The 24,471-nt window shown below is 60.2% G+C and carries 15 protein-coding genes; 11 read left to right on the plus strand and 4 right to left on the minus strand.

Annotated elements, in window-relative coordinates:
* Positions 1–35: 35 nt before the first annotated feature.
* A complete protein-coding gene (gene arfA / locus H7C18_RS04755) occupies positions 36–1,550 on the minus strand; it encodes an arabinosylfuranosidase ArfA (RefSeq protein ID WP_185127868.1) in 1,515 nt (504 codons plus the stop codon).
* Positions 1,551–1,688: 138 nt separating this feature from the next.
* Here arfA and H7C18_RS04760 point away from each other — a divergent pair, with 138 nt between their 5' ends.
* Positions 1,689–2,012 carry a hypothetical protein gene (locus H7C18_RS04760; protein WP_185127869.1) on the plus strand — a complete coding sequence of 108 codons (324 nt, stop codon included), beginning with the start codon at positions 1,689–1,691 and terminating at the stop codon, positions 2,010–2,012.
* A 253-nt stretch (positions 2,013–2,265) separates the two neighbouring features.
* Here the strand turns inward: H7C18_RS04760 and H7C18_RS04765 are convergent, their stop codons facing one another.
* Positions 2,266–4,863 (minus strand): winged helix-turn-helix domain-containing protein, encoded by a 2,598-nt coding sequence (locus H7C18_RS04765; RefSeq protein WP_185127870.1) that lies wholly within the window; start codon positions 4,861–4,863, stop codon positions 2,266–2,268.
* Positions 4,864–5,018: 155 nt separating this feature from the next.
* Between H7C18_RS04765 and H7C18_RS04770 the strand changes: the two genes are divergently transcribed.
* Positions 5,019–7,661, plus strand: coding sequence for an S-layer homology domain-containing protein (locus tag H7C18_RS04770; protein ID WP_185127871.1), 2,643 nt, complete (start codon positions 5,019–5,021; stop codon positions 7,659–7,661).
* 61 nt (positions 7,662–7,722) lie between these two features.
* Here H7C18_RS04770 and H7C18_RS04775 read toward each other — a convergent pair whose 3' ends face one another.
* Entirely contained in the window at positions 7,723–9,021 is a 1,299-nt protein-coding gene (locus H7C18_RS04775; protein WP_185127872.1) for a WD40/YVTN/BNR-like repeat-containing protein, read from the minus strand.
* 260 nt (positions 9,022–9,281) lie between these two features.
* Between H7C18_RS04775 and H7C18_RS04780 the strand changes: the two genes are divergently transcribed.
* Complete coding sequence (locus tag H7C18_RS04780) at positions 9,282–9,977, plus strand: queuosine precursor transporter (RefSeq protein ID WP_185127873.1); 696 nt, start codon at positions 9,282–9,284, stop codon at positions 9,975–9,977.
* 7 nt (positions 9,978–9,984) lie between these two features.
* On the opposite strand, the gene H7C18_RS04785 is transcribed toward H7C18_RS04780, so the two are convergent.
* On the minus strand, positions 9,985–10,533 hold the full coding sequence (locus H7C18_RS04785; protein ID WP_185127874.1) for a TlpA family protein disulfide reductase: 549 nt from the start codon (positions 10,531–10,533) through the stop codon (positions 9,985–9,987).
* A 142-nt stretch (positions 10,534–10,675) separates the two neighbouring features.
* Here H7C18_RS04785 and H7C18_RS04790 point away from each other — a divergent pair, with 142 nt between their 5' ends.
* From H7C18_RS04790 to H7C18_RS04825, 8 genes are all read left to right on the plus strand, one after another.
* Positions 10,676–11,128: an RrF2 family transcriptional regulator gene (locus tag H7C18_RS04790; RefSeq protein ID WP_185127875.1), complete on the plus strand. Its 453-nt coding sequence runs from the start codon at positions 10,676–10,678 to the stop codon at positions 11,126–11,128.
* Between the two features lie 171 nt (positions 11,129–11,299).
* Positions 11,300–11,926 (plus strand): FMN-dependent NADH-azoreductase, encoded by a 627-nt coding sequence (locus H7C18_RS04795; protein ID WP_185127876.1) that lies wholly within the window; start codon positions 11,300–11,302, stop codon positions 11,924–11,926.
* Positions 11,927–12,352: 426 nt separating this feature from the next.
* Positions 12,353–16,597, plus strand: a complete 4,245-nt coding sequence (locus H7C18_RS35475; protein ID WP_337912909.1) for a glycosyl hydrolase family 28-related protein — start codon at positions 12,353–12,355, stop codon at positions 16,595–16,597.
* Positions 16,598–16,686: 89 nt separating this feature from the next.
* The gene (locus H7C18_RS04805; protein WP_238357468.1) at positions 16,687–18,810 is read left to right on the plus strand and encodes a carbohydrate-binding protein; all 2,124 of its coding nucleotides are present in this window, start codon (positions 16,687–16,689) and stop codon (positions 18,808–18,810) included.
* Between the two features lie 108 nt (positions 18,811–18,918).
* Positions 18,919–19,353 carry an L-fucose mutarotase gene (fucU, locus tag H7C18_RS04810; protein WP_185127877.1) on the plus strand — a complete coding sequence of 145 codons (435 nt, stop codon included), beginning with the start codon at positions 18,919–18,921 and terminating at the stop codon, positions 19,351–19,353.
* 258 nt (positions 19,354–19,611) lie between these two features.
* Positions 19,612–21,390, plus strand: a complete 1,779-nt coding sequence (locus tag H7C18_RS04815; protein WP_185127878.1) for a sensor histidine kinase — start codon at positions 19,612–19,614, stop codon at positions 21,388–21,390.
* On the plus strand, positions 21,365–22,399 hold the full coding sequence (locus tag H7C18_RS04820; RefSeq protein ID WP_185127879.1) for a response regulator transcription factor: 1,035 nt from the start codon (positions 21,365–21,367) through the stop codon (positions 22,397–22,399). The genes H7C18_RS04815 and H7C18_RS04820 overlap by 26 nt, the downstream gene beginning before the upstream one ends.
* A 319-nt stretch (positions 22,400–22,718) precedes the next feature.
* Positions 22,719–24,434, plus strand: coding sequence for an extracellular solute-binding protein (locus H7C18_RS04825; RefSeq protein WP_185127880.1), 1,716 nt, complete (start codon positions 22,719–22,721; stop codon positions 24,432–24,434).
* Positions 24,435–24,471: the final 37 nt, after the last annotated feature.

The raw sequence follows: 24,471 nt of genomic DNA on the forward strand, positions 1-24,471 counted from the left end.
AAGCCTCCCCGATCGCCGGGGAGGCTTGTTTGGCGTTATGTCTTGAACCGCAGCACGTTCCACGAAGCCTTCGGCAGCTTCGCCGCGAACGAGCCCGGAGCGCCGCCGGCCACCGTGCCGACCGCCCTATATGGCTTCACCCGTTCCGGAACGTCGGCCGTATTGGCGGCGTACAGATCGTCGCTTGTCATTGCCAGATGCTCGATCAGGGCCGATTTGTTGAAGCTTCGCAGGTCGATCTCAAGCTGGAGCGGCTCGGACAAGTGACGATTCACCGCGAAGACGGTCACCTCCCCGTCGGCCTCGTTGTGAACGGCGACGGCTTCGATGTACGGGACGTCGGTAAATTCTTTGCAGTCGTACTTGGGCGATTGAACGAGCGGGACAAGGGCGGTACCCCGGCCGAAAACGCTCGCGTGCAAATACGGATAGTAGATCGTTTGTCTCCAGGCGCGTCCGCCGTTCTCGGTCATGATCGGCGCGATGACGTTGACGAGCTGGGCCATGCAAGCCATTTTCACGCGGTCGGCCCGCTTGAGCATGCTGATCAGCATGCATCCGACGACCAGCGCGTCTTGATGGTTGTAGACGTCCTCCAGCTGCGGCGGGGCGATCTGCCAAGGCGTCAGCTTCTTGTCGGTCTCGTTGGAGTGGTACCACACGTTCCATTCGTCGAACGAAAGGAAGACGTTTTTCTTGCTGCGTTTCTTCCCTTTGATGTAATCGCACACGCCGACGATCGTCTTGATGAATTCGTCCATGTCGAGCGACCGGGCCAGGAACGTGGCGGAATCGTCTTTATGATTCTCGTAGTAGCGGTGGAGGGAAATGTATTCGACATGGTCGTACGTATGATCGAGCACGGTCGCTTCCCATTCCGGATACGTAGGCATGTACGTTCCGGAGCTGCCGCAGGCGACGAGCTCGATGGAAGGATCGACCCATTTCATCATTTTCGCGCTCTCCAGCGCCGTTCTGCCGTACTCCGCGGCCGTCTTGCCGCCCATCTGCCAGGGGCCGTCCATTTCGTTGCCGAGGCACCACACTTTGATGCCGTGCGGATCGCGATACCCGTGGCCGACGCGCAGATCGCTAAGATACGTGCCGCCCGGATGGTTCGCGTATTCGACCAGCTCGCGCGCTTCATGCGGGCCTCGCGTGCCGAGGTTGACCGCCATCATCGGGGCGGTGCCGGCTTTGCGGCACCAATCCATGAACTCGTTCAGGCCGAACGCGTTCGTCTCGATCGTGCGCCAGGCAAGATCCAGCCGGCGCTTTCGCCCTTCGGCCGGCCCGACGCTGTCCTCCCAATTGAAGCCGGAGACGAAGTTGCCGCCCGGGTAACGGACGATCGGGACCCGCAGCTCCTTCACGAGCTCGAGAACGTCGGCGCGGAAGCCTTGGCCGTCGGCCGCCGGATGTCCGGGCTCGTAGATGCCCCCGTATACGGCCCGCCCCAAGTGCTCAATGAATGAACCGTACAAGCGGGGGTCGACCTCGCCGATCCGGAAGTCTTTGTCCACCTTCAGGGATGCGCTGCTGTCAGACATTCGATCACCTCATGATTAATATTTATATTAATTAGGTAATGAAAACATAATACATTCTATTATTAGCACGCGCTGCCCGGTTTTGGCAACGCTTTTTTTGTGAGGTTGCGTGTGAGAGAGGCCTGTGGAGGAGCTAAGTTGGCGGAAGTGGTGGAAGAGAGCAACCAGATTCGTCACATAGGCGGGGATTCGGCGGAAGTGGTGGAAGAGAGCAACCAGATTCATCACATGGGCGAGGATTCGGCGGAAGTGGCGGAAGAGAGCAACCAGATTCATCACATGGGCGGGAATTCGACGGAAGTGGCGGAAGAAAGTAACCAGATTCATCACATGGGCGAGGATTCGGCGGAAGTGGCGGAAGAGAGTAACCAGATTCATCACATGGGCGGGAATTCGACGGAAGTGGCGGAAGAAAGTAACCAGATTCATCACATGGGCGAGGATTCGGCGGAAGTCCTATAGTGCAAACATGGGAAAGAGGCACAGCGGTTGAGTTACATAGAGGAGAAACGGCACAAACGCGAGGAAGAGGTGCAATAGGTGGGCTACTTGCATAGGAGGCTGCGCCGCAACGTCGACGCCATCCTCCGCACGGTGCGAGCCGGGTTCCCCGGCAATAGAATCGGTTGAGTTCATAGCGGCAAGAAGAAGCCTAGCAGCCGCGGCGGCTCGAAAAGGGCGGTCCCGCTCGCGAGAGCGGTCCGCCCAAGGCGCCTCAGTCCGCTTCGAACAGGCGAAGCTCCTCCGCCCGGCGCAGCGCTTGAACCCGCGTGGATACGCCAAGCTTGGCGTAGATGCGCGATAGATACACCTTGACGGTTCCTTCCGTCAGATGGAGCCTTTCCGCGATCTCGCGATTCACGGCGCCGCGCACCGCTTCGAGCAGAACGGCGCGCTCCTTCGCGCTTAGCGGCTCCTGCAGCCGAGCCGAACGGGAGGCCGGCGGCTCTTTCTGCGGGAACGCGGCCAGCACCCGCTCGACGTAGCCGACGGACGGCGCCGCGGCTTCCGGTTCTCCGGGCGACGGCTGCTTGACGCGCAGGTCCCGATACTGCTGCAGCAAAGACTGCATGGACTCCCCTTCGTCCAGGTAAGTCCGGATATATCCGCTGGCTTCGCTCAGCGCCAGCGCCTCTCCCAGATGACGGAGAGCCGCCGCGCGGTGGCCCCGCTGCGCTTCCAGCAGCGCCTGCAGCGCCGAAATCTCGACGAGGCCGATCAGGCTGCCGTCGGCTCCGCTTTTTTGCCGAAGCGGGTCCAGCAAACGCAGCGCGTCCTTCTCCTTGCGCCGGGCTCCGAGAAGCCGGGCGAGCGCCATGTATTCGGTCATTCTCAGCAGGGAGATTTTGCCCGGCTGCAGCTCCAGCCCGGACAGCTCCTTGTCGGCGCGGGCCGGATCGCCTTCGCGAACGTGAAGGTACGCCGCGAAAGCGCGCAGCGGACGAAGCCATTGGGCTTCGTCTTCCCCCGCCCCCCGCATCTCCTCGATCGCTTCGTTCAGAATCGCCCACGCCGCTTCCTTTTGCCCGAGAGCCCATTGAATTCGCGCCGCCGTCAGGCGGTTCGGCACATACAGCCCGGCGATCCGCTGCCGGCGCGCGATCGGTTCGACCCGGCGCACGAGCGCCTCGCTGTCTTCCAGCCGGTTCCATTCGTAATACCCTTCGCTCAGGGACTGGATAATGTACAGCGTAAACAGCGCGTTTCCCCAGCCATGGGCTTCCATGATTCCGGTAATTCGCTTCGCGATCTGTTCCGTCTCCACATTCTGCACGCCGCGCAGGCCGAACAGGGTCCGTCGGACGAACGGCTCGTTCGAATTATAGTTAAAGTGGTAAAATATCGGGTTCTCCGGAAGCATGCCGGGCAGCTGCTCGGCGTAAGCGTACCACTGCTCGTAACGTCCGCTTGCGAACGCCCAATTCACTTTGACGAAAAACAACCCGCTCTGCAGCTCGCGAAGAGCCTCTCCGGAAGCCTCTTCGGCCGCCTCCCTCTCCAAGCGCGCCAGCTCCCGCTCCGCCGGCTCGATCTGACCGGTCACGATGAGCAGGAAAGCGTGCAGCGTCGCCAGAGAATGCGTCATGGCGTCTCTGGGAACCGACTGCATCCAGCGAAGCAACGTGGCCAGCTCGCCTCGGCGAAGAACGGATTCGACGTGCCGTTCCAGCAGCCGAACGGCCAGATCGTGGTCTCCGGCCGCGAGCGCATGCTCCACCGCATCGTCCGGCATGCCGCGTCCGGAAAGATGAACGGCCGCCTGCCGATGGAGATCGGGCCATAGACCGGGCTCGTGCTGGCGGACATAATCCTGCAGGAACTGGCCGAACAGGTGGTGGTAACGGAACCAGGCCCCCGAATCGTCAAGCGGGGTGAGGAACAAGTTGCGCCGTTGAAGCTCGTCCAGCGTTCGCAAGCCGTCCTTGCTATCGGTCATCGCGTCGCAGGCCTCCGCGTCGAAGCGGGAGAGAACCGAGGTGCGCAGCAAAAAGCCGCGAAGACGTTCCGGCAGCCGCTCGAACACTTCATCCAGCAAATACTGCATCAGGTCGCGGTTCGTCCCGCGCCCGCGATCGAAAAAAACATCCGGATTCGGATGCTCGCTTAAGGACACGGAGATCAGCTGCAGACTGGCGGCCCAGCCCTCCGTCCAATCCATCAATTGGCCGATTCTATCGTCGGTAAGCGTAAGGCCGGCCGCTTGCAGGCAAAATTCCCTCGCTTCCTCCGGCGTAAACGAGAGCTGCTTCGCCGTCAGCAGATGGCGCTGTCCTCTCGCATTCCATTTGGAGGTCGATAGCGGGAGCTCGGAACGGCTCGCGACGACCAGGTGAACCGGGTCGGGGAGCCGGTCGATGAAATAGCTCAGACTATCGTGAATGAAAGGGTCGGCGATGACTTGATAGTCGTCCAGAACGACCGCGAGCGGACTTTCGGCCTCCTCGAGACCGCTCAGCAGCGCGTCGAGAATGCCGCCGATGCTTACGTTCGGATAGGCGCGGAGCAGGGGCGTCAGCCGGTCGGCCGAGCCGGGAGAGACGGCGGCGTAGACCGACTGGCTCACATATCGCCAAAACTTGATCAGATCGTTGTCGGTCTCGTCGAGGGAATACCAGGCGACCGGATCGGCGGATTGACGCGCCCATTGGCTGAGCAGCGTCGTTTTGCCGAAGCCGGCGGGGGCGTGCACGAGCGTAATCCGGCCGCTGGAGCGGGCGCGGTCCAGGCGCTCCGTCAGGCGGGCCCGGTGCAAGCCTCCCGCCCGGGGGACCGGTGGACGGATTTTGGTTCTCAGGATGATCTCTTGGTTCACGGTCTCACCTCGGATGCAAGGTCTCGTGTATGTAGGAACGGATGGCGGATATTCGACATTTTTTTTGAACGAGTTAACCAAAGTGAGTCGTTTTTGAAAGATTGCTAGTCTATTATACCTCACGGACTCGATTCTTGACGAAGAGGATGATGATAGTGGGAAGATTTTATAGACGGTGGAAAATCGCTCTCGGCGCTCTTTCGCTGCTGCTCGCGGTATCGGGCTGGACGGGCGCGGTCTTCGCGGCGCCGGCGGCTTCCGGCAGCAACGCCGCCGGCCATTGGGCCGCTTCCACGCTCCAGAAGTGGGAGGATGCGGGGCTGCTGACCGGCGACGGCAGCGGCAATCTGGAGCCGGACCGGAACGTGACGCGCGCGGAGTTTCTGTCGCTCGCCAACCGGGCTTTCGGGCTGACCGCGACGGCGGCGGCCTCGTTCAAGGACGTGCCGGCCGCGGCTTGGTACGCGGGCGAGCTCGGCAAAGCGGTTCAAGCCGGTTACGTATCCGGCTATACGGACGGGACGTTCCGCCCGTCGCAAGCGGTGACGCGGCAGGAAGCGGCGGCGATGCTGGCCGGCTTGGGCAAGCTGCGGGACGCGTCCGCGGCGGCGGAGGCGGACGGCTACAAGGACGCCGCCTCGATCGGCGGACGGAGCCGCGGCGCGGTCGGGGCGTTGAAGTCGGCCCGCGTGCTGGAAGGCTTCGCCGATGGAACGTTTCGTCCGAACGCTCCGTTGACGCGGGCGGAGGCCGTGGTGGCGCTGGACCGGCTGCTGCGGGCGACGGCAGCGAAGGACGCGGTATACGACAAGGCGGGGACGTACGGGCCGGAGATCGGTTCCGAGGAGATCGCGGGGAACGCGGTCGTGAAAGCCCCGGGAGTTACGCTCCGAAACCTGACGATCAAGGGCGATCTGCTTCTCGATCAGGCGATCGGAGAGGGAGACGTTACGCTGCAGAACGTTACGGTCGAAGGGAAAACGACCGTAGCCGGCGGCGGGGAACATAGCGTTCATCTGATCGATTCCCGTTTCGGGTCGCTGACGGTGAACAAGCCGGACGGGAAAATCCGCCTGGTGACCGAAGGCAAGACAATTATCGTTCAGTTGGAAGTCCGGTCCGAGTCTTTGTTCGAGATGGGGTCCGACTCTTCGGTCGAGACGCTGACGGTTTATGCCGTGATCCAAGTAACGGGACAAGGGCGTATCGCTCATGTGACGCTGCACGTGTTGGGCTCTTCCTTCGAGCGCCAACCGGGAGAAGTGGAGCAGGCAAGCGATATTCCGCCGGCTTCCGGCAATTCCGGCGGTTCGAACGCGGGAACGGGCGGTTCTTCCGGGAACGGCGGCAGCAACGGAAGCGGGGGCACATCCGACCCGGCTCCCGCGATCGCCGGCGTGGAAGACGGCAAAACGTACACGGCTTCCGCAAAGCCGGCCAGCGCGGACACGGATATCGCCGGCGTGACGCTGACGAAGAACGGCGAGCCGGTCACCGGCTATGAGCTGGGAACGGCCATCTCGGAGAACGGAGATTACGTGCTGACCGTAACGGACAATGGCGGCCATGCAACGACGGTTCATTTTACGGTCGCGATCCCCGTCGATCTGCCGCCGGCGATCTCTGGCGTCGCGGACGGCGAGACGTACACGGCGGCGGTAACGCCGGCCAGCGAAGACGACGATATCGCCAATGCAACGCTGACGAAGAACGGCGAGCCGGTCGCCGGCTACGAGCTGGGCGCGGCGATCTCGGAGAACGGCGACTACACGCTGACCGTAACGGATAACGGCGGCCATGCAACGACGGTTCATTTCACGGTCGCGGTCCCCGTCGATCTGCCGCCGGCGATCTCCGGCGTCGCGGACGGCGAGACGTACACGGCGGCGGTGACGCCGGCCAGCGCGGATACGGATATCGCCGGAATAACGCTGACAAAGAACGGCGAGCCGGTCGCCGGCTACGAGCTGGGCGCGGCGATCTCGGAGAACGGCGATTACGCGCTGACCGTAACGGATAATGGCGGCCATGCAACGACGGTTCATTTTACAGTCGCGATCCCGCCGGTTCGGATCGTTCCCGACCTTTCGAATCTCGACCCGCAGTCTCGCAACGTCAATCTTTCGATTCGGATCACGAACACGGGACCGGATATCGAGAATGCGCTCTACGGCGTTCGGATGACGGTTCCCGGATATGATATGTACGATAAGGTTTGGGTTTCCTACGACGACGATGGCGATTCGTTCACGCTGGATCGGGCGGAAGAAGGCTCGGACGAATTTGTCGGGTACTTCTCTCCTACGGGAGAACCGTTTACGCTTGCCAACGGTACGGATCAGACTGCCGATTTTACCATCGACCTGGGCTATTATACGGAGCCGAGGACGGTAAACCTCTCCGCCTGGGTCGCGGACGCCGATGCTCCGGATGAAGCGGATGCCCTCTATCGGATGAATCCGATCGATATTCCGCTTCAACCGAACTATATCGGGCCGATCGACGACTTGGAGGTCGCGGGAGTTGCAGAAGATACGGTCACGCTTCGCTTCCCGGAACCGGCTGAGGCCGACAGCTACGAGGTTTGGTACAAAATCAACAGCGATGCGTGGAGCTGGGTTACGGCCTACCCCGACGCGAACGAATACGTCGTCGATCCGGTGACGAAAACCGTGACGGTAACGGTTCATCCTATCTATGGCTCGGATGTCGAATACATGTTCAAGGTATACGTCAGCGGCGGCTTGTACGACGGAGAATCGAATACGGTAACCGCAACGCCAAGCTCCGAGGGATGAAAAAATGAAAAAACAGCCCGGGAAATCGGCTCCAAGCCGATCCTCCCGGGCTGTCTCCTTGTTATTCCGGCTTCGCCTTTTCGAAAGCATGAACCTTCTTCCATTGAACGCCGCCGTCGGCAGAGGTATACAGGACGGGCGACGCTTCGTTCTCGGTCGTGATCAGCCAGACGTGCTTGGCGTCGGTCGCGGCGACGAACTGCGTGCCATAGCCGCCGAATTCGTCCTTGCGGACCGCCCACGACTTGCCTCCGTCGGTCGTCTCCATGACGCTGTTCGGCTGATCGCAAGCCGAGCATTGACGTCCCATAAAAGCCGTCTGCGGGTTGACGACGTACAGATCTCCGGGGCCGGCGCTGCTGTCGTCCGGGACGGACTCGTCATCCATCTTGAAGCCGGGTGCGGGGCCTGAACCGGCTCCGTTCCTCCAGGCGGAAGGCAGCCAGCTCTTGCCGCCGTCGGCCGTATGGAACAGCGAGTAGGACGTCTGCGACATGCCGGACCCGCCGATCAGCTCGATCCAGGCGTCGTCTTTGCCGGTCGAACGGATGACGGCGCCGTTCAGCTCGGCCGTGTTGGTGCGGGTAAAGACGTTTTTCCACGTCTTGCCGGCGTCGGACGTATGCAGGAAGTAGAATTTCCCGTCGCCCTTCTGCACGGCCCAGCCGTTGGCTTTGTCATGGAAGTAGACGTCTCCGACCGCATGGGACGGCACGCTCAGCTTCGTCCAGGTTTTGCCGCCGTCGGTCGTCATCGCGTTGCCGCTGAACGCCGTCGTATCGGACGTGAAGTGCAGGAAACCGTCGTTCGGCACGGTGCCGACCTTGCTCCAGTGCGCGCCGCCGTCGGTAGAGCGAATGAGCGTAACGCCGCTTCCGCTTCCGCCCACGACCGTCGCCCACACTTTCTGGCTGTTCAGCGCGAACAGCTGATGGATCTCGTCGGACCCTTGCGAATACTGAACGGTCCAGCGGGCTCCGCCGTCGTCGGTACGGGCGATCCAGCCTTTCCCGCCGACCCAGCCGATCTTGTCGTCCGCCAAGCGAAGCGCGGTCACTTGCCCCATGTATGCCTTCGGGGCTTCGGAGCTGACCGGCGTCGTTTGCGGAGCGGAGGAAGCCGTGTCGCCGCCGGAAGAAGAATCCGTCGGAGCCGCGGAATTCGAATCGTCTGCCGTGGAGGACGAAGGACTGGCCGAAGGGTCCGAAGACGGAGAAGCGGACGCGGTCTGGCTCGAACCGGGGCTGGATCCCGAATTGCCGGAAGCCGTTCCGCCCGAACTTTGACAGCCCGATATCGTAAACGCGAGCGCAAGCGTCATGAGCAGCGCGCCTGCTCCCAAACCTTTTTTCTTTAACATCATGAACACCGCCCTTTGCTGTTGTACGCCTAACCTTTCGTTAACCGTCCACCCCTTAGACGAATCGAACCCGGGGAGGGTTGCAGCGCCGGGAGAGGCGGGACGGCCTAAAAACGGCAGTCCGACAGGAGGCGTGCGCTCCAAAAAAGACTGAGGGGGCGATTGGCGCTTCTGTGCTATAATGAAAGGCATTGTCCTGGCTTAAGGGGACCGCGGTTCGGGAACTCCCGCGTTATCAAAACTAGGAGGAAGCTTTTTAGATGTTTAATTTTTTATGGGGCGTATTATTCGTCATCGTCAACTTTGCGCTTTTTCTGGCGTGCTACCGGCTGCTCGGCAAGAACGGCCTCTATGCCTGGATCGGGGCGGCGACGGTGCTGGCCAATATCCAGGTGGTCAAGACGATCGGGATGTTCGGCATCGTCATGACGCTGGGCAATACGATCTATGCCACGATCTACTTGACGACCGACCTGTTGAATGAGAAATACGGGGAGAAGGAAGCGAGGAAAGCGGTCTGGTTCGGTTTTTTCGCCATGATCCTGTCGCTTATCGTCATGCAGATGGCGCTGGCGTTCAAGCCTGCTTCGGACGAGATCTCGCAGCAGGCTCAGGATTCGCTTCGGTTCATCTTCGGCATGACGCCGCGCATCGCGCTGGGAAGCCTGTGCGCCTACTTTGTCAGCCAGTTTCTCGACGTCCGCATCTTCAGCCGGCTGAAGGTCGCCTATCCGAACCGTTCTCAGCTGTGGATCCGCAACAACGGAAGCACGGGACTCAGCCAGCTCGTCGATACGCTCGTGTTCAGCTCGATCGCGTTTATCGGCGTCTACTCCTGGGACGTCTGGTGGCAGATCGCCTTGACAACGTACGTGCTCAAATTCGTCATCTCGGTGGCCTCGACGCCGGTCATTTATATCGCCCGAAGCTTCAAATTCGAAGCGGACGCCCGGTGAGACGGTTTTACTTTGCAGGGCGAAGGAGCCGCTCCGTATGGGAAAGCAGGCCGTTCCAGTCCATCGCGCCGAGCACGCCGTCGCGGATGACGCCGTTCGCGTCGATGAACAAGCTCGTCGGGATCGGGCGGATGCGGTAACGGGCGGCCGCGGTTCCGTCCGGGTCCAGCAGAACGGGGAACGTGAAGCCGTAGCTGGACGCGAATTGGCGAGCCGACTTCTCGCTGTCCGAATCGGTCACGTTGACCGCGACGATCTGCAGCTCGTTTCCGTACTTCTCCTTCAGCTTGGTCAAGTACGGCGCTTCTTCCCGGCACGGCCCGCACCACGATGCCCAGAAGTTCAGCAGCACCGGCTTTCCCCGGAATTGGCGCAGGTTGTAAGTTTTGCCGTCCATGCCGGTCAGGGTGAACGACGGAGCTGCAGCCCCGATCTCCGGCGCTTCCCGCGTTTCTTCCCGGGATGCCGCGGCGCTTCCTTGGGCGATTGCCCCTGTTGGGAGCGCTGCTACTCCCCATAGGGCCATGGCGAGCGCGATTTTGAAACTCTTCTTCATCGGTCAACCCCCGCTTTCTTCTTGTTGGTCATATCTTTATCGTGTTCGGACACGCTTCAGATCATTCGGGCTTTTCAAGAGAAGGGGATTATAAGTTATACTAGTAGGGAAGAGGAGAAGCCGGCGGATGGAGGGAAAAGCGATGGGAATCGAAAAATGCGGCGGAGCGGCGGCGACGCCGAGATGGTTCGGCTACGCGCTGCAATCGCTTGTGTATTTAGCTCATCGGGCGGAGAACGACAGCCGCTGCCCCAGCGGCGAGATCGCCTACAAGGTAAGCACCGAAGCGACGCTGATGCGCCGCATTCTCGCCAAGCTCGCCAAAGCCGGTATCGTGGAGGCGCGCGAGGGACGGGACGGCGGCTATTACCTGCGCAAGTCTCCCGAGTCGATTACGCTCGCCGAAGTGTATCGGGCGCTGGAGATGACGGAGCCGCTGTGCACCGGCATGATGGACACGGCCGAAGGGGGACAGATCGGCCCCGACGTGAGAGACGCCTTTTCGGAGCTGATGGAGGAGACGGAGCGGCTGATGATCGGGCTTCTCGAGCAAAAGACGGTAGCCGATTTGGTTAACCGAACTTTTTCCTGTTAAAAAGTAAGTAACACCAATTGACATAGTGGGTTGGCCGAGTGTATACTGTGATCGTTCGCAACACAGTAGACGGACTTTGGCCGAGGCTTGCGGACGGCGGCTCGAAGCGACGTTTACTGTGGCAATAATTAGCACAATTAGAGAAAAACATTTTTAGGAGGACACCATACCATGGCAAACGTACTTTTCGTCAAAGCTAACGGACGTCCGGCCGATCAGGCCGTCAGCGTCAAGCTGTACGACGCATTCGTCAAGTCGTATCGCGAGACCAACCCGAACGATTCCATCACGGAGCTGAACCTCTTCGAAGAACATCTTCCTTACTTCGACACCACGATGATGACGGGCCAGTTCAAGCTGGCAAACGGCATGGAAGCGACCTCCGAAGAGAAGGGTGCGGCCGAGATCGCCAACCGTTACCTGGATCAGTTCCTCGCAGCCGACAAAGTCGTCTTCGCCTTCCCGCTCTGGAACTTTACGATTCCGGCCCAACTGTTGACGTACCTGTTCTACTTGAACCAAGCGGGCAAGACGTTCAAATATACGTCGGAAGGCCCGGTCGGCCTTGCCGGCGACAAGAAAGTCGTGCTGCTGAACGCACGCGGCGGCGTCTACTCCGAAGGCCCGATGGCTTCATGGGAGATGTCGGTCAATTACGTTCGCAACATCATGGGCTTCTGGGGCATCAAGGAAGTCGAGACGGTTATCGTCGAAGGCCACAACCAGTTCCAGGACCGCGCCCAGCAGATCGTCGAAGCGGGCTTGGCGGAAGCCGCTAAAGTCGCAGCAGGCTTCTAAATAATAGCCCCCCCAAAAGTGACGCGATGCTTCGAAGCGAATTCCGATTCCTTTTGAGGGAGACACCGATTTGTCGTACGGACTTTGCAAGGAAGCCCCAGGAACGTATTCCGTTCCGGGGCTTTTTTTTTCTACGACAGGATAATTAACGTACATGAATCATGTTCATGGTTTTGTCAATGCCCAATAACGGCACAGTGTGCCGCTAAGCCTCTCGGGCTACCGACAGCCGGATGGGGCTCGCATGTCCCACAAGCTTTGTTTGTTAATTATGTTGTCGTAGTTTTTTTGGCTTTTCGACGGCTTCTTCCGTAGCGAGGCGGAAGAAGATTGGAATTGCCCATATAAAGCCATAAATAGCACATTGTTCTTGGTCGTCCCAAGCGCTATTCTGTCATCGAGTTCATTCGCAAAGGAGGAAAGATCGTGCAAAACAATCGAAGAGGCTTGCGGTATCGTACGATTCTGTTGGGTACGCTTGCTTTGCTGCTGCTTCTGGCAGGCGCTCCAAGGGCTCCGGCGTTCGCATCTGCGGACGATCCTGAAAGCGTTAGCATAACGCTAGGGCCTAATCCGGCGTCCAACGGAATCACGGCGAGAGCCGGGGATAATCCGGACGGTCTGGTGACGGGAACGCTGGACGGCAAAGGGTATTGGCGGACGAACGGCGCCGCTCCCGATCCCCGGACGCTGTACCTGTACATGGACGTGGACGATAGCTATCTGTACGACAACACGGATAACGACGTTTACGTTACGGTCGAGTATTTGGACCAGGGCAGCGGCAGCTTCCATTTGCAATACGACGCTTTATCGGCGCCGTTCAAGGATGGCCTGCTCTTCACGTACGGGAACTCGGGAACGTGGAAGACGAAGACGTTCCGGCTCTCCGATGCGAAATTCGCAAATGGCACGAACGGATCCGACTTCCGGATCGCCGTCGTCGGCGGCGGCAGCCCCGGCGACAATCCGGACCTGTCCGTCGCTTCGGTGACGGTCAAGAAAGTCCCGCGGGGGAACGCCTCCTCCCAAGCGAAAGTATACGCGACCGAGAACCCGACTTCGGATGTCGTGATCGCGGAATACAGCGTGGCCGACTTCGGAGCGAAGGCTGACGGCGCAAGCGACGACACCCAGGCGTTCCAGGACGCGCTGGACGCGGCGGGCGCAGGCGGAGGCGGCGTCGTTTTCGTTCCGACCGGCGTCTATCGGTTGGACGGCAGCCTGCTCGTGCCGACGGGCGTTACGCTGCGGGGCGACTGGGCCAGTCCGGATGCGGCGAGCGGCGCCGTTCGCGGCACGGTCCTTGCGTCCTACGGCGGGAGAGGCCAGGCAGACGGAACGAGCTTTATTCAGCTGCAGCAGGTCAGCGGCGTGACGAACCTGTCGATCTGGTATCCGGAGCAAACGCTGGACGATCCGGTACCTTATCCTTGGACGATCGAGCAGCTGTCGGGGGACAGCGCCACGATGGAGAACCTGACGCTGGTCAATTCTTATGACGGCGTCAAGATCGGGCCGTCCTGGAACGAGCTTCATTACGTGAAGAACTTGTACGGAACGGCGCTCCATACGGGGATCTTCCTCGATTACACGACCGACATCGGACGTTTGGAGGGCGTAAGCCTTTCGCCTTCGTACTGGGCGGATTCGGGCCTGGCCGGAGCGCCTGCGGCCGAAGCGGTGTCGGCTTATACGACGGCGAACGCGGAAGGGGTCGTGATGGGGCGGTCGGACTGGGAGTACATGTCGGACATCCGGCTCTCGGGCTTCAAGACCGGCATGCGGGTGACGACGAGAACCGGTTCGACGGAGAGCGCGAACGCGCAGCTATACCGGATCGCGATCGACGACAGCAACGTGGCGCTCAAGATCGAAGGCGTGAACGATTTCGGCCTGCTCGTATCGGACAGCAGCTTCCGCGCGAACGTCGGCGATTCCCCCAAGGCGATCTACGCGACGCAGGGCTTCTCGTCCATCGCCCAGTTCAACGGGGTTACGGTCGGAGGCAGTCCGTCGGACGCGGTATACAGCGAAGGAAGCGGCGTCCTGTCGTTCGAGAACAGCACGTTCGAGGGCTGGGACAGCCAGGCCGGCTATGCGATCGACCTGAAAGGCGGCTCGCTGATTCTCGGGCAATCGGAATTCGCCCAGGCCGACCGTCAAGTGAGGCTGTCGGGTCCCGTTCAGACGGTGAATGCCTTTAATTCCGGGCACGACGGCGATGCGCTGCAGGTCGCCGACGAGAGCCAGGGAGCGGAAGTGAACGTGAACCGGGATGCGAGCTCCGCGCTTGAGCAGCTTCCGCAGAACGTGCAGACCGATATGGCCGTTGCTCCGAAGCCGGCGACGAATCTGTTGTTCGACGTGACATCCGCGCCTTACAACGCCGACAAGAGCGGGGGCAGCGACGCCTCTGCGGCGATTCAGCAGGCGCTGGATGCCGCCGCCGCGGCTGGAGGCGGCACGGTTTATTTGCCGGCGGGCATCTACCGCGTCGATTCGCCGCTTGACGTGCCGGGCGGAGTCGAGCTGAGGGGCTCCTGGGACGTTCCGCACCATACGATCGGCGGCGGCACCGTCCTGTTCACCCGTTACGGCGAAAATCCGGATGCCGGCACGCCTGCGCTCCTGACGCTCGAAGCATCCGCCGGCGTTCGCGGCCTGTCGGTTTATTACGACGAGCAGGACTGGAATCAGGTGAAGCCGTACGCTTGGACGATCCAAGGCAAGGGACACGGCGTTTACGCGATCGATACGACGCTGATCAATCCCTACCAGGGCATCGATTTCGGCACCTACGATACGAGCGGACACTATATCGACTACGTCGCGGGATCCCCGTTGAAGGAGGGCATCTTCGTCGGAGGCGGGGCAGAAGGCGGCATCATGAGGAACGTTCAATTCAACCCTCATTACTACGGGCGGAACAACTATCCGAACCACCCGGCGACGGGGGAAGATTCCGACAAGGTGTGGAGCTATCAGAAGGAGAACCTCGATGCGTTTCGGGTCGGGGACGCCAAAGGCGAGACCATTTTCAACACGTTCGTCTTCGGCTCGCTGAACGGCATCCATTTTGCGCCGCAGAGCCCGGGCGGCGGTCCGGAAGCCGTCGTGATCGGTCATGGAACGGACGGCAGCAAGAAAGGGATTTATATCGAAGGAGCGGGCCCGGCCGGACTTTCGTTCGTCAACACCGAGCTGGTCTCGATCAGCACTTCGGACAAAGTTTACGCCACGGTCGGACCTGACTTCGACTCTACGGCGAAGCTGTTCAATACCTCCATGTGGGGCGACCCGACGAGATCGGTCGACGTGTACGGGGGGAATGTTCAAATTCAGCAGAGCAACTTCACCGCGGTCGGGGAAAAGGGGCTAAATGCGCTGGGAGGCACGATCGGTCTCTATGACTCGTACTTCCAGCGGGCCGACACGACGCACGTGTACGCATCGCCGGACATCGAGAAGCTCGTGGTGACGAACAACCTGTTCAAGGGAGGGATGAAGCTCGTCAACGAAGCGGGCACGAAGGTCACCGGCACGAACCTGCTGCCCGTCGCGCTGACGCTTGCGAAAAACGTTCCCGACGCCGCCCATCCGGAACGGCCGAACGCGAGTCTGACGGTAATGAACGCGGCCGGACCGGGCGAGCTCTCCGGTCAGGTCGAGCTCGTTCAGCCGGCGTCCTATGCGTCGAAGCTGGTGCCGATCCATTTCTCCAAGCTCGGTCTCGGGGACAGCTTGACGATCCCCTTGCCTTACATCGCCGCGGACTCGCTCCAATATCAAGTGACGCTCGATGACGGCAGATCTTATCTGGAGTCGGTCCGACTGGCGCAATCGTTCGCCGGCAGGGCCGATGCGGCCGCGACGGGGATGCCTTCGATGGATGTGTCCGCACCCGAAGAATATACGGGAGGCGGCCGGCAGGGACCGGACGATCTGAGCGCGAAGGCGGACGTCGCTTGGGACGACAGCAAGCTGTACGTGAATGTCGAGGTCCGCGACGACGTGCAGTCGCAGACATACAGCGGCGCGGATATTTGGCAGGGAGACAGCCTTCAGCTCGGCTTCGACCTCTCGAGGAAGGACGGAGCGGCCAGCCGGAACGTCAGCGAGCTCGGGTTCGCCTTGAACGACGACGGAACGGTGAACAAGTGGCGCTGGAAGGCGCCGGACGGACTGCCGACCGGCGATCTCGGCGATGCCGCGGATGCGGCGATTACGCGAGACGAAGCTGCGGGCGTGACCCGGTACGCCATCACGATTCCTTTCGAGTCGCTGCATGCGGCGGGCTACGATTTTGCCCCGTCCGCCGATCCGCTCGGTTTCTCGCTGCTCCTGAACGAGAACGACGGGAATGGACGGGAGGGCTACATGGAGTACAACCAGGGCATCGGCGCGAGCAAGGACTTCACCTTGTACGGCGACCTTTATCTGCTCGGAGGCAAGTATGCCGACTGGTCGGTGCCTGCGGCGGAGGCGGCGGTCGATCGCGCGAAGAAGGCGAAGGACGAGATTTCGATCGGCGCGGCCCGCGGCTTCGTGAACGTGCTTCAGGACGGGAACGTCAAGAAGCGGCTGAGCGCCCAGCTGGACGCGACGGAGCGGGGCAGGCACGGGAATGGAAGCGGCAATGGCAACGGTCAAGGACATAACGGCAAGTAACTCCAATATATAAAAAAACGACAGACGAGAAGCGACCCGACGGTACCGGCGAGCTTCTCGTCTTCTCGTTCATGAATGGAGGAGCGTATATGGGGAAAAAACGGAGCGCATACGGTCGGCTGCTGGCCGTTCTTTTGGCGATCGCCTGGATTGCGGGCATGGCGTCGGTCTCGCCGAGGACGGCCATGGCGGATACCAATCTGGCCCTGAACAAGCCGATCGCGGAGGGCGGCCATACGCAAGTCTATGCGGCGGCGAACGCGAACGACGGCAATTCGGCGACGTATTGGGAAGGGGCCGCGAACGCCTATCCGAATTGGATTCGCGTCGACTTGGGCAGCGTCAGAGCCGTGAGCCAGGTCGTTATCAAGCTGCCCGGCTCCTGGGGCAGCCGCACGCAGACGCTTGCGGTGCAGGGAAGTTCCGACGACGTAAGCTATTCGACGCTCGTCTCGTCCGCGACGTATACGTTCGCGCCGAGTATGAACTCCGTCTCCATTCCGGTGGCGGGAGCGAGCGTCCGGTACGTCAAACTGGTTTTCTCGGCCAACTCGGGCGCCACGGGAGGGCAGGTCTCCGAGCTCGAAGTGTACGGAACGGCGGGGCAGCAAACCGTATCCGCGTTCGACCGGATCGCGGCTTCCTCTTACACGAGCCAATCCGGCATCCAGCTGGAGCCGGCGAGCGAGGGAGGACTGGATGTCGCCTTCATCGACAACGGCGACTATATTGCTTTCGATTCCGTCGACTTTGGCAGCGGGGCCGCAAGTTTCTCGGCGCGAGTGGCAAGCAATGCGTCCGGAGGCGGCATCGAGATCCGGACCGACGGGATAAACGGCCCGTTGGCGGGCACCTGCTCCGTCCCGGGAACGGGAGGATGGCAGTCGTGGACGACCGTCGACTGCGCCGTAAACCAGCTCAGCGGCACGCATAGCCTCTATTTGAAGTTTACGGGAGGCGCCGGCAATCTTTTCAACGTGCTGTGGTTCCAGTTCTCGGGAGGAACCGGAACTCCTCCGGCAACGGGCGGGGACGTCGTCGGGCATCTTTTCGCGGGCTATCAAGGATGGTTCAATGCCTCGGGCGACGGCTCGCCGAACGGGGGATGGGTGCATTGGTCGAAAAACAGCAGCGCCCCGGCCGCGAACCAGAACGTGAATTTCGAGCTGTATCCGGATCTCCGCGAATATTCCAAGCTTTATCAGACGAATCTGGCCAACCTGGGCAACGGACAGCCGGCGAAGCTGTTCTCGTCGTATGACCAGGAGACGGTCAACAAGCATTTCGAATGGATGCGGACGTACAACATCGACGGAGCCGCGCTGCAGCGGTTCGGGGCGGACCTGAGCGATACGCCGAACAACTGGAAGACGAACCGCGACAGCGTGGCGGTCAAAGTCAAGAACGCAGCCGAGTCGTACGGGCGCAAGTTCTATGTCATGTACGACATCACGGGAATGGACCCGTCCACCTGGGAGGCTGCGGTGAAGCACGACTGGACGACGAACGTCGTGAACGCGATGCGCCTGCCCTCGTCGTCCGCCTATGCGAAGCAGGACGGGAAAACCGTCGTCTGCATCTGGGGCATCGGCTTCACGGACCGTCCGGGCACCGCGGCGGAATCGGCCGATCTTATCAGCTGGTTCCAGAACCAGGGCATCTACGTGATCGGAGGAGTCCCGACCTACTGGCGAACCGGCGTCAACGATTCGAAGAGCGGCTTCCTGGACGTCTACAAATCGCTGGACATGATCTCCCCGTGGTTCGTCGGACGCTTCGGGCAGCTTTCGGGAGCCGATAACTTCAGCACGACCGTTTGGCAGCCGGACTTCGCATTCGCTCAGCAGAACGGAATCGCCTATCAGCCGGTGCTTTGGCCGGGCTTTGCCTGGTCGAACATGACCGGCGGGCCGCGCAACCAGATTCCGAGGCTTCACGGCGACTTCATGTGGCGTCAGGCGTACGATATGAAAAATATCGGCATTGGCACCGGGTACATTGCGATGTTCGACGAGTACGACGAAGGAACGGCCATTGCGAAAGCGGCGGAGAACAGCTCCATGATCCCGTCTAATCAGTATTTTCTGACGCTTGACGCGGATGGCGCGGCCGTCTCTTCGGACTTCTATCTGAGGCTTGCGGGTGACATCAATCGGATGTTCAAGGGGCAAATCCCGGTCACCGCGAACCATCCGACCAGCCATCAGCAATAGGGGATTTGCAAGGGGAGAGATCGCGAGATTTCGGTGGACGATTCCGTCCGTGCGTATGGTACAATCGGCTTGTCGGCTATGATCATTGAAACCATTGGAGGCTACGACATGCTGTACGGCATTTCTCCCCTGATCTCTCCCGAATTGCTGAAAGTGTTGATGGAAATGGGGCATGGCGACGAGATCGTGCTCGGGGACGGCAACTTCCCGGCGGCCAGCCATGCCGCGCGGTTGATCCGGTGCGACGGCCACGGCGTCCCGGAGCTGCTGGACGCGATTCTCAAGCTGTTCCCGCTGGATCCGTATGTAGACCGTCCGGCCGCGCTCATGCAGGTCGTCCCCGGCGATACGGTGCAGACCCCGATCTGGGATACGTACCGTTCGGTCATCCGGAAGCATACCGGCATCGAGGAGCCGTTCGAGGAAGTGGAGCGGTTCGCGTTCTACGAGCGGGCGAAGAAGGCGTACGCGATCGTCGCGACGGGCGAAAGCGCCCTGTACGCCAATCTCATCCTCAAGAAGGGCGTCGTCAAAAGCGAATAGCGGCAAACAAGCCGTCCCTCGTTCCCGTCACGGAACGGGGGCGGTTTGCGTTTAGGGGAATGGCGGCCTGGGTTTGGCCGGAATGCAGCTCGAGCCTCGAACAGGAGCGGGCCGGTCTTCAAGACAGCCTGCACAAAGGGATTTCAAATCGCAGCCCCCCTCTTTGCGGAAAATAATCGAACGCCGCAATTTTCCCCCCAGCGTTATAATAGAATAACCGAACCGACAAGCTTCCCGACGCAGGAGGTTTTGCAAGCCATGAACCTCATGGGGCGATTGCTCCCGTTCCGATCCCTTCGCGCGAGACTGGCCGCGCTGCTCATCGTGGCGGCGGCCATTCCGATTCTGTTGACCGGCTATATTTCTTACCGCTGGATTTATATCGTGCAGACGGAGAAGATTTATCGCGACTGGATGGACAAAGTGGAACGGGACAGCACGGAATTGGAACAGAAGCTCGACGAGCTTGGGCGGGTATCCCAATTGCTGGACGTGGAGGGCGGGATCGGACGGGAGGTCGTGCAGTATATCGAAAGCGGCGACCCCTACGAACGCTCGGTCCTGTATCGGAATATCTCGGAATCGACCGCGAACGTCAATTTTTCCAATCCTGCCCTCGGAGCCATGTTTTTTTACGTTCCCGGGCTGGACGAGCCGATTTTGTTCCCCAACACGCCCGGGAAGATTTCGTTCGACTTGGATTCGTTGCCGCTGTTTTACCGGCAGAAGGACTTCACTTATTACGGCCCTTATCCTTCTCTTAATCAGGACGCCTCGGGCGAGCCGGTTTTTGCGCTGCTTCGCAAGCTGGATTACGGCCAAGGCCGTTTTCTTTACGCCTATGTGGAGACCAAAGTGACCGGCTTGGAGACGATATTCGCATCGTCCGGCGATCCGTCATTAACCGGCCATTCTCCGGTGTATCACGTCTTGACCAACCCGTCCGGCCAGACCGCCTTCAGCAATTTGCCGGACGATACGCCAATCGGACAGACGTTTCGAGTCTCGGATCGGAACTATCAAATCTTTCGCGCCTCCGGTCAGCACGGCTGGACGCTGTACCAGCTGATTCCGTCCCCCGTTTATAATCATGAAATGAATCGCTGGCTGTCGCAGTTCGCGCTGCTCGCTTCCATCTCCCTCATCGCCGGCATCGCGCTGGCATGGCTCATCTGGAGAATGGTGTACCACCCGATTCGAATCATCAACCGGGAGATCAGCCGGTTTCGCTACAACCAGATGCCGAATCCCGCGCTCGCGACCGGACTTGCGGAATTCGACCGCATCTTGGACAATTTTCAATCGATGAGCCTGCGTATCGCGGAACTGATCAGCGATGTGGAGGAGAAGGAGAAGCGCAGAGGCCGGCTCGAATTGGAAAAGCTGCTCGTTCAGATCAATCCGCATTTCCTTCATAACACGCTGAATACGATTCAATGGCTGGCACGGATACAGGGCCAGACGAATATAGCGGAACTGGTATCAATTTTCACCCGAGTGCTGCATTACAATCTCGGCAAGAAAAGCATTATCGTGACCGTCCGCGAAGAAGTCGAGGCGGTTCGCGATTACATCGATCTCCAGAATATTCGTTACGATCATTCCTTTAACGTCCGCCTGAAGGTCGATCCGGCTGCGGAAGAGGTCCCGATTCCGCGCTTCATCTTGCAGCCCCTTGTGGAAAACGCCTTGTACCATGGATTCGACAACGACGAAGGGGGGAAGATCGAGGTTGTCATTGCGATAGAGTCTTCTTCTTCGGGGCTCCGCCGTCTGCTTCTTCGCGTGACGGACAACGGCAAAGGGATTCCGGCGGAGAAATTGGCGAAGATGATGGGGGAGGATGACGATCGGCTGCGCCGGTCGGGCTTGGGCATCGGTCTTCGGTACGTGAGAAAGATGCTGTCCGTGTACTACGATTCGGACGCCGAGTGGAGCATCGAGAGCGAAGATGGAGGCGGCACCTCGATAGCCATCCGCCTGCCTGTCGTACTGAAAGGAGGAGAATTCTTTGATCCAGGCGCTGATCGTGGATGACGAAAGCTTGGTTCGCAAAGGGATGAGGCTGCTGTTCCCCTGGGACCGCTATGGCATTGCCATCGCCGGCGAAGCCGCCACGGGGCAGAAGGCGCTGGAATTCATCCGGAGCCGCCCGGTCCAATTGCTGCTGACGGATATTACCATGCCGGGAATGTCCGGGCTTGAATTGATCAAGGAAGTCCAGCGGCACGATTCTTCCATCAAGGTCGTGATCTTGACCTGCCACCAGGATTTTGACTTCATTCAGGAAGCCCTGCGTTTAGGGGCTGTGGACTATATCGTGAAAACCCAACTGGAGAAGCTCGATCTGGACCAGACAATGGAGCGGATGTTGAGAGCGGTGCGCCAGGAAGCGCCCGCGAACGAAGCGTCCGGCGGAACAGGTGCAAGCTCGCTGCGCCGCAAGACCGAAGAGGCGGAGGGAGTTGCCTGGATCGTGGACGATGCCCTGTTCGGATCGCTCATGGAAGCGCTTCGAGACGCCGGACGCCGCGAAGCTTCCGATTGGGCCCGGACGGCGGCCCTGTCGTTTAAACGGTGGAAATTAAGTTTTCCGATGTACGATTGGCATGAAGAATCCGCCCCGCCGACAGAGCCAGAGGCGTTGGAAATATGGTGGCGAAAACTTCGGGGAAACGTACAGGGCTGGCTGCGTCGTTCCGGATATTCCGAGGACGTCATCTCGGCGATCGTCAAAGCGGTCGAACGGATCGTTTCCCAAGCGGGGGCTCATCTGAAGCAGAGCGAGATCAGCCAGTCGGTAAGCTTGAGCAAAAGCTATTTCAGCACCAGTTTTCGCGATATCACCCGAATGACGTTTACGCACTTCTTGCAAACGGTCGCCATCGGGAACGCTTGCGAGATGCTTTTGATGACCAACTACCCCGTCTACTCGATCGCCGAAAAATGCGGTTTTGCGGATCAACGGTACTTCAGCAAAATGTTCAAAGACCAGACCGGCCTGTTGCCGAGCGAATATCGTCAAGCGCACCAGGAGAGAGGCTGAACGGGCATTCAGACTCTTCCATGTGCTCCTCGGGCCTCTCCAGGTCCCGCGCGTCCGTGCCCTCCCCTCCCACTTCCGTCCTCCCCTTATTCCTTCGCTTCTGAATAACGACCTGAGCCCGATCCTTAAACCCGTGATCCGTATGGCGGCGATCGTCTCCGAGAAGGGGGAGTAGGGTACGGCTAGCCGGCATATCCGAAGATTCGGAGATCAAATCCCCACCATCTGAGAAGCAGCGTCTCTCTTAGGGGGAGGCGGGCGATTGTTATAATTTCGATATAGGCTTGAACACGATACAAGATGAAGGGGATGCCTCTGCATGAAAAGGAAACGCAAATACGGAACGGCGGCGCGCGGAGCGGCGGCGCTGTTGACTTCCGCACTCATGATTACGGCATTTTCGGCGTGCAGCGGGAGCGGAGGGAATGACGGCGGCAACGGAGAGAATGCTCCGGCCGCGGCTTCTTCGGCAAGCGGCGGCGCCGCCGCGACGAACGAAGCGTCGGCAGCGCCGGCGGATCCGCTCGGCAAGTACGATCCTCCGATCGAAGTGTCGGCGGTGCGCGCGATTTCGGAAGGGACGAAGTTCAACGCAGGCGAGTCGATCGACAACAATGTCTGGTCGCGCGCTTATGAAGACCAGCTCGGCATCAAGGTGAATTATCTGTGGACGACGCCCGCGGCGCAATACGATCAGAAGCTGAACATTGCGATCGCCTCGGACGATTTGCCCGACATCATGCCGGTCAGCGCGGCGCAATTGAAACGCTTGGTGGAGGACGGGCAGGTCGAGGATTTGACGTCGACTTACGACCGATACGGCTCGGACTTGACGAAGCAGATTTTGTCGGAGGACGGGGGCGACGCGCTGAAGTCCGCGACCTTCGACGGCAAGCTGTATGCGCTGCCGAAGATGAGCTCCGGGCTCGGCCAGTCCCATGTGCTGTGGGTGCGGACGGACTGGTTGAAGAAGCTGAACCTGCCGGAGCCGAAGACGATGGACGACGTGGTCCGAACGGCCGAAGCGTTCGTAAAGCAAGATCCGGACGGCGACGGCAAGGCGGATACGTACGGTCTCGGCATCAATAAGGATATCTTCGGCTATTATGCGGCCATGGAGGGCTTCTTCAACGGGTTCCATGCCTATCCGAACATCTGGCTCAAGGACGGTTCGGGCAAGCTCGTATACGGCAGCGTTCAGCCGGAAGTCAAGACGGCGCTCGCGAAGCTTCAGATGATGTACAAGAACGGCTTGATCGACAAGGAATACGGCACGAAGGACGCGACGAAGGTGAGCGAAGCGGCCAGCGCCGGCAAGCTGGGCATGTTCTACGGTTATTTCTGGGACGCCGGCTGGCAGCAGGATGCCAAGAACGCGAATCCCGGCATGGAGTGGCAGGCGCTGCCGCTGCCGTCGGCGGACGATCAGCCGGCCAGGGCCCAAGTTCCGTTCGCGATCAGCTCTTATTATGTGGTCAAGAAGGGAACCGATCATCCGGAAGCCGCGGTCAAGCTGCTGAACTTCGACATGGAGAAGCTGTGGGGAAAAACGGCGGAGCCCGATGTTTATAACGTCGACAAGGGCGGATTGGCGGTGTTCGATTTTGCGCTTTTATACGGTGAAGCGCCGCGCAAGAACCTGGACGCGCACGAAGAGGTCGTCAAAGCTCTCGATTCGGGGGATCCTTCGGCGCTCAACGCGGAGGAGAAGGGATATTACGACAGCATTGTCGCCTACCAAGGCGGAGACACCAAGGGCTGGGGCAACGAACGCATGTACGGGCCGCAGGGATCGCTGGGAGTCATCGACGACTACTCGAAGAACGGGCAGATCATGGCGGACGCCTACTTCGGGGCCCCGACCCAAGGGATGACGGACAACAACGCCACGCTGCAAAAACTGCAGCTGGAGACCTTTACGAGGATTATTATGGGCGGAGCGGTCGACGATTTCGACAAATTCGTGACTCAGTGGAACAGCCTAGGCGGTCAGACGATTACCGATGAAGTAAACGCTTGGCAAGCTTCCCAGTAAATCGAAACAGGCCGTAATGGGCGGCAAGGAGGCGGTG

The sequence above is a fragment of the Cohnella zeiphila genome (assembly GCF_014212055.1).
Taxonomy (GTDB): domain Bacteria; phylum Bacillota; class Bacilli; order Paenibacillales; family Paenibacillaceae; genus Cohnella; species Cohnella zeiphila.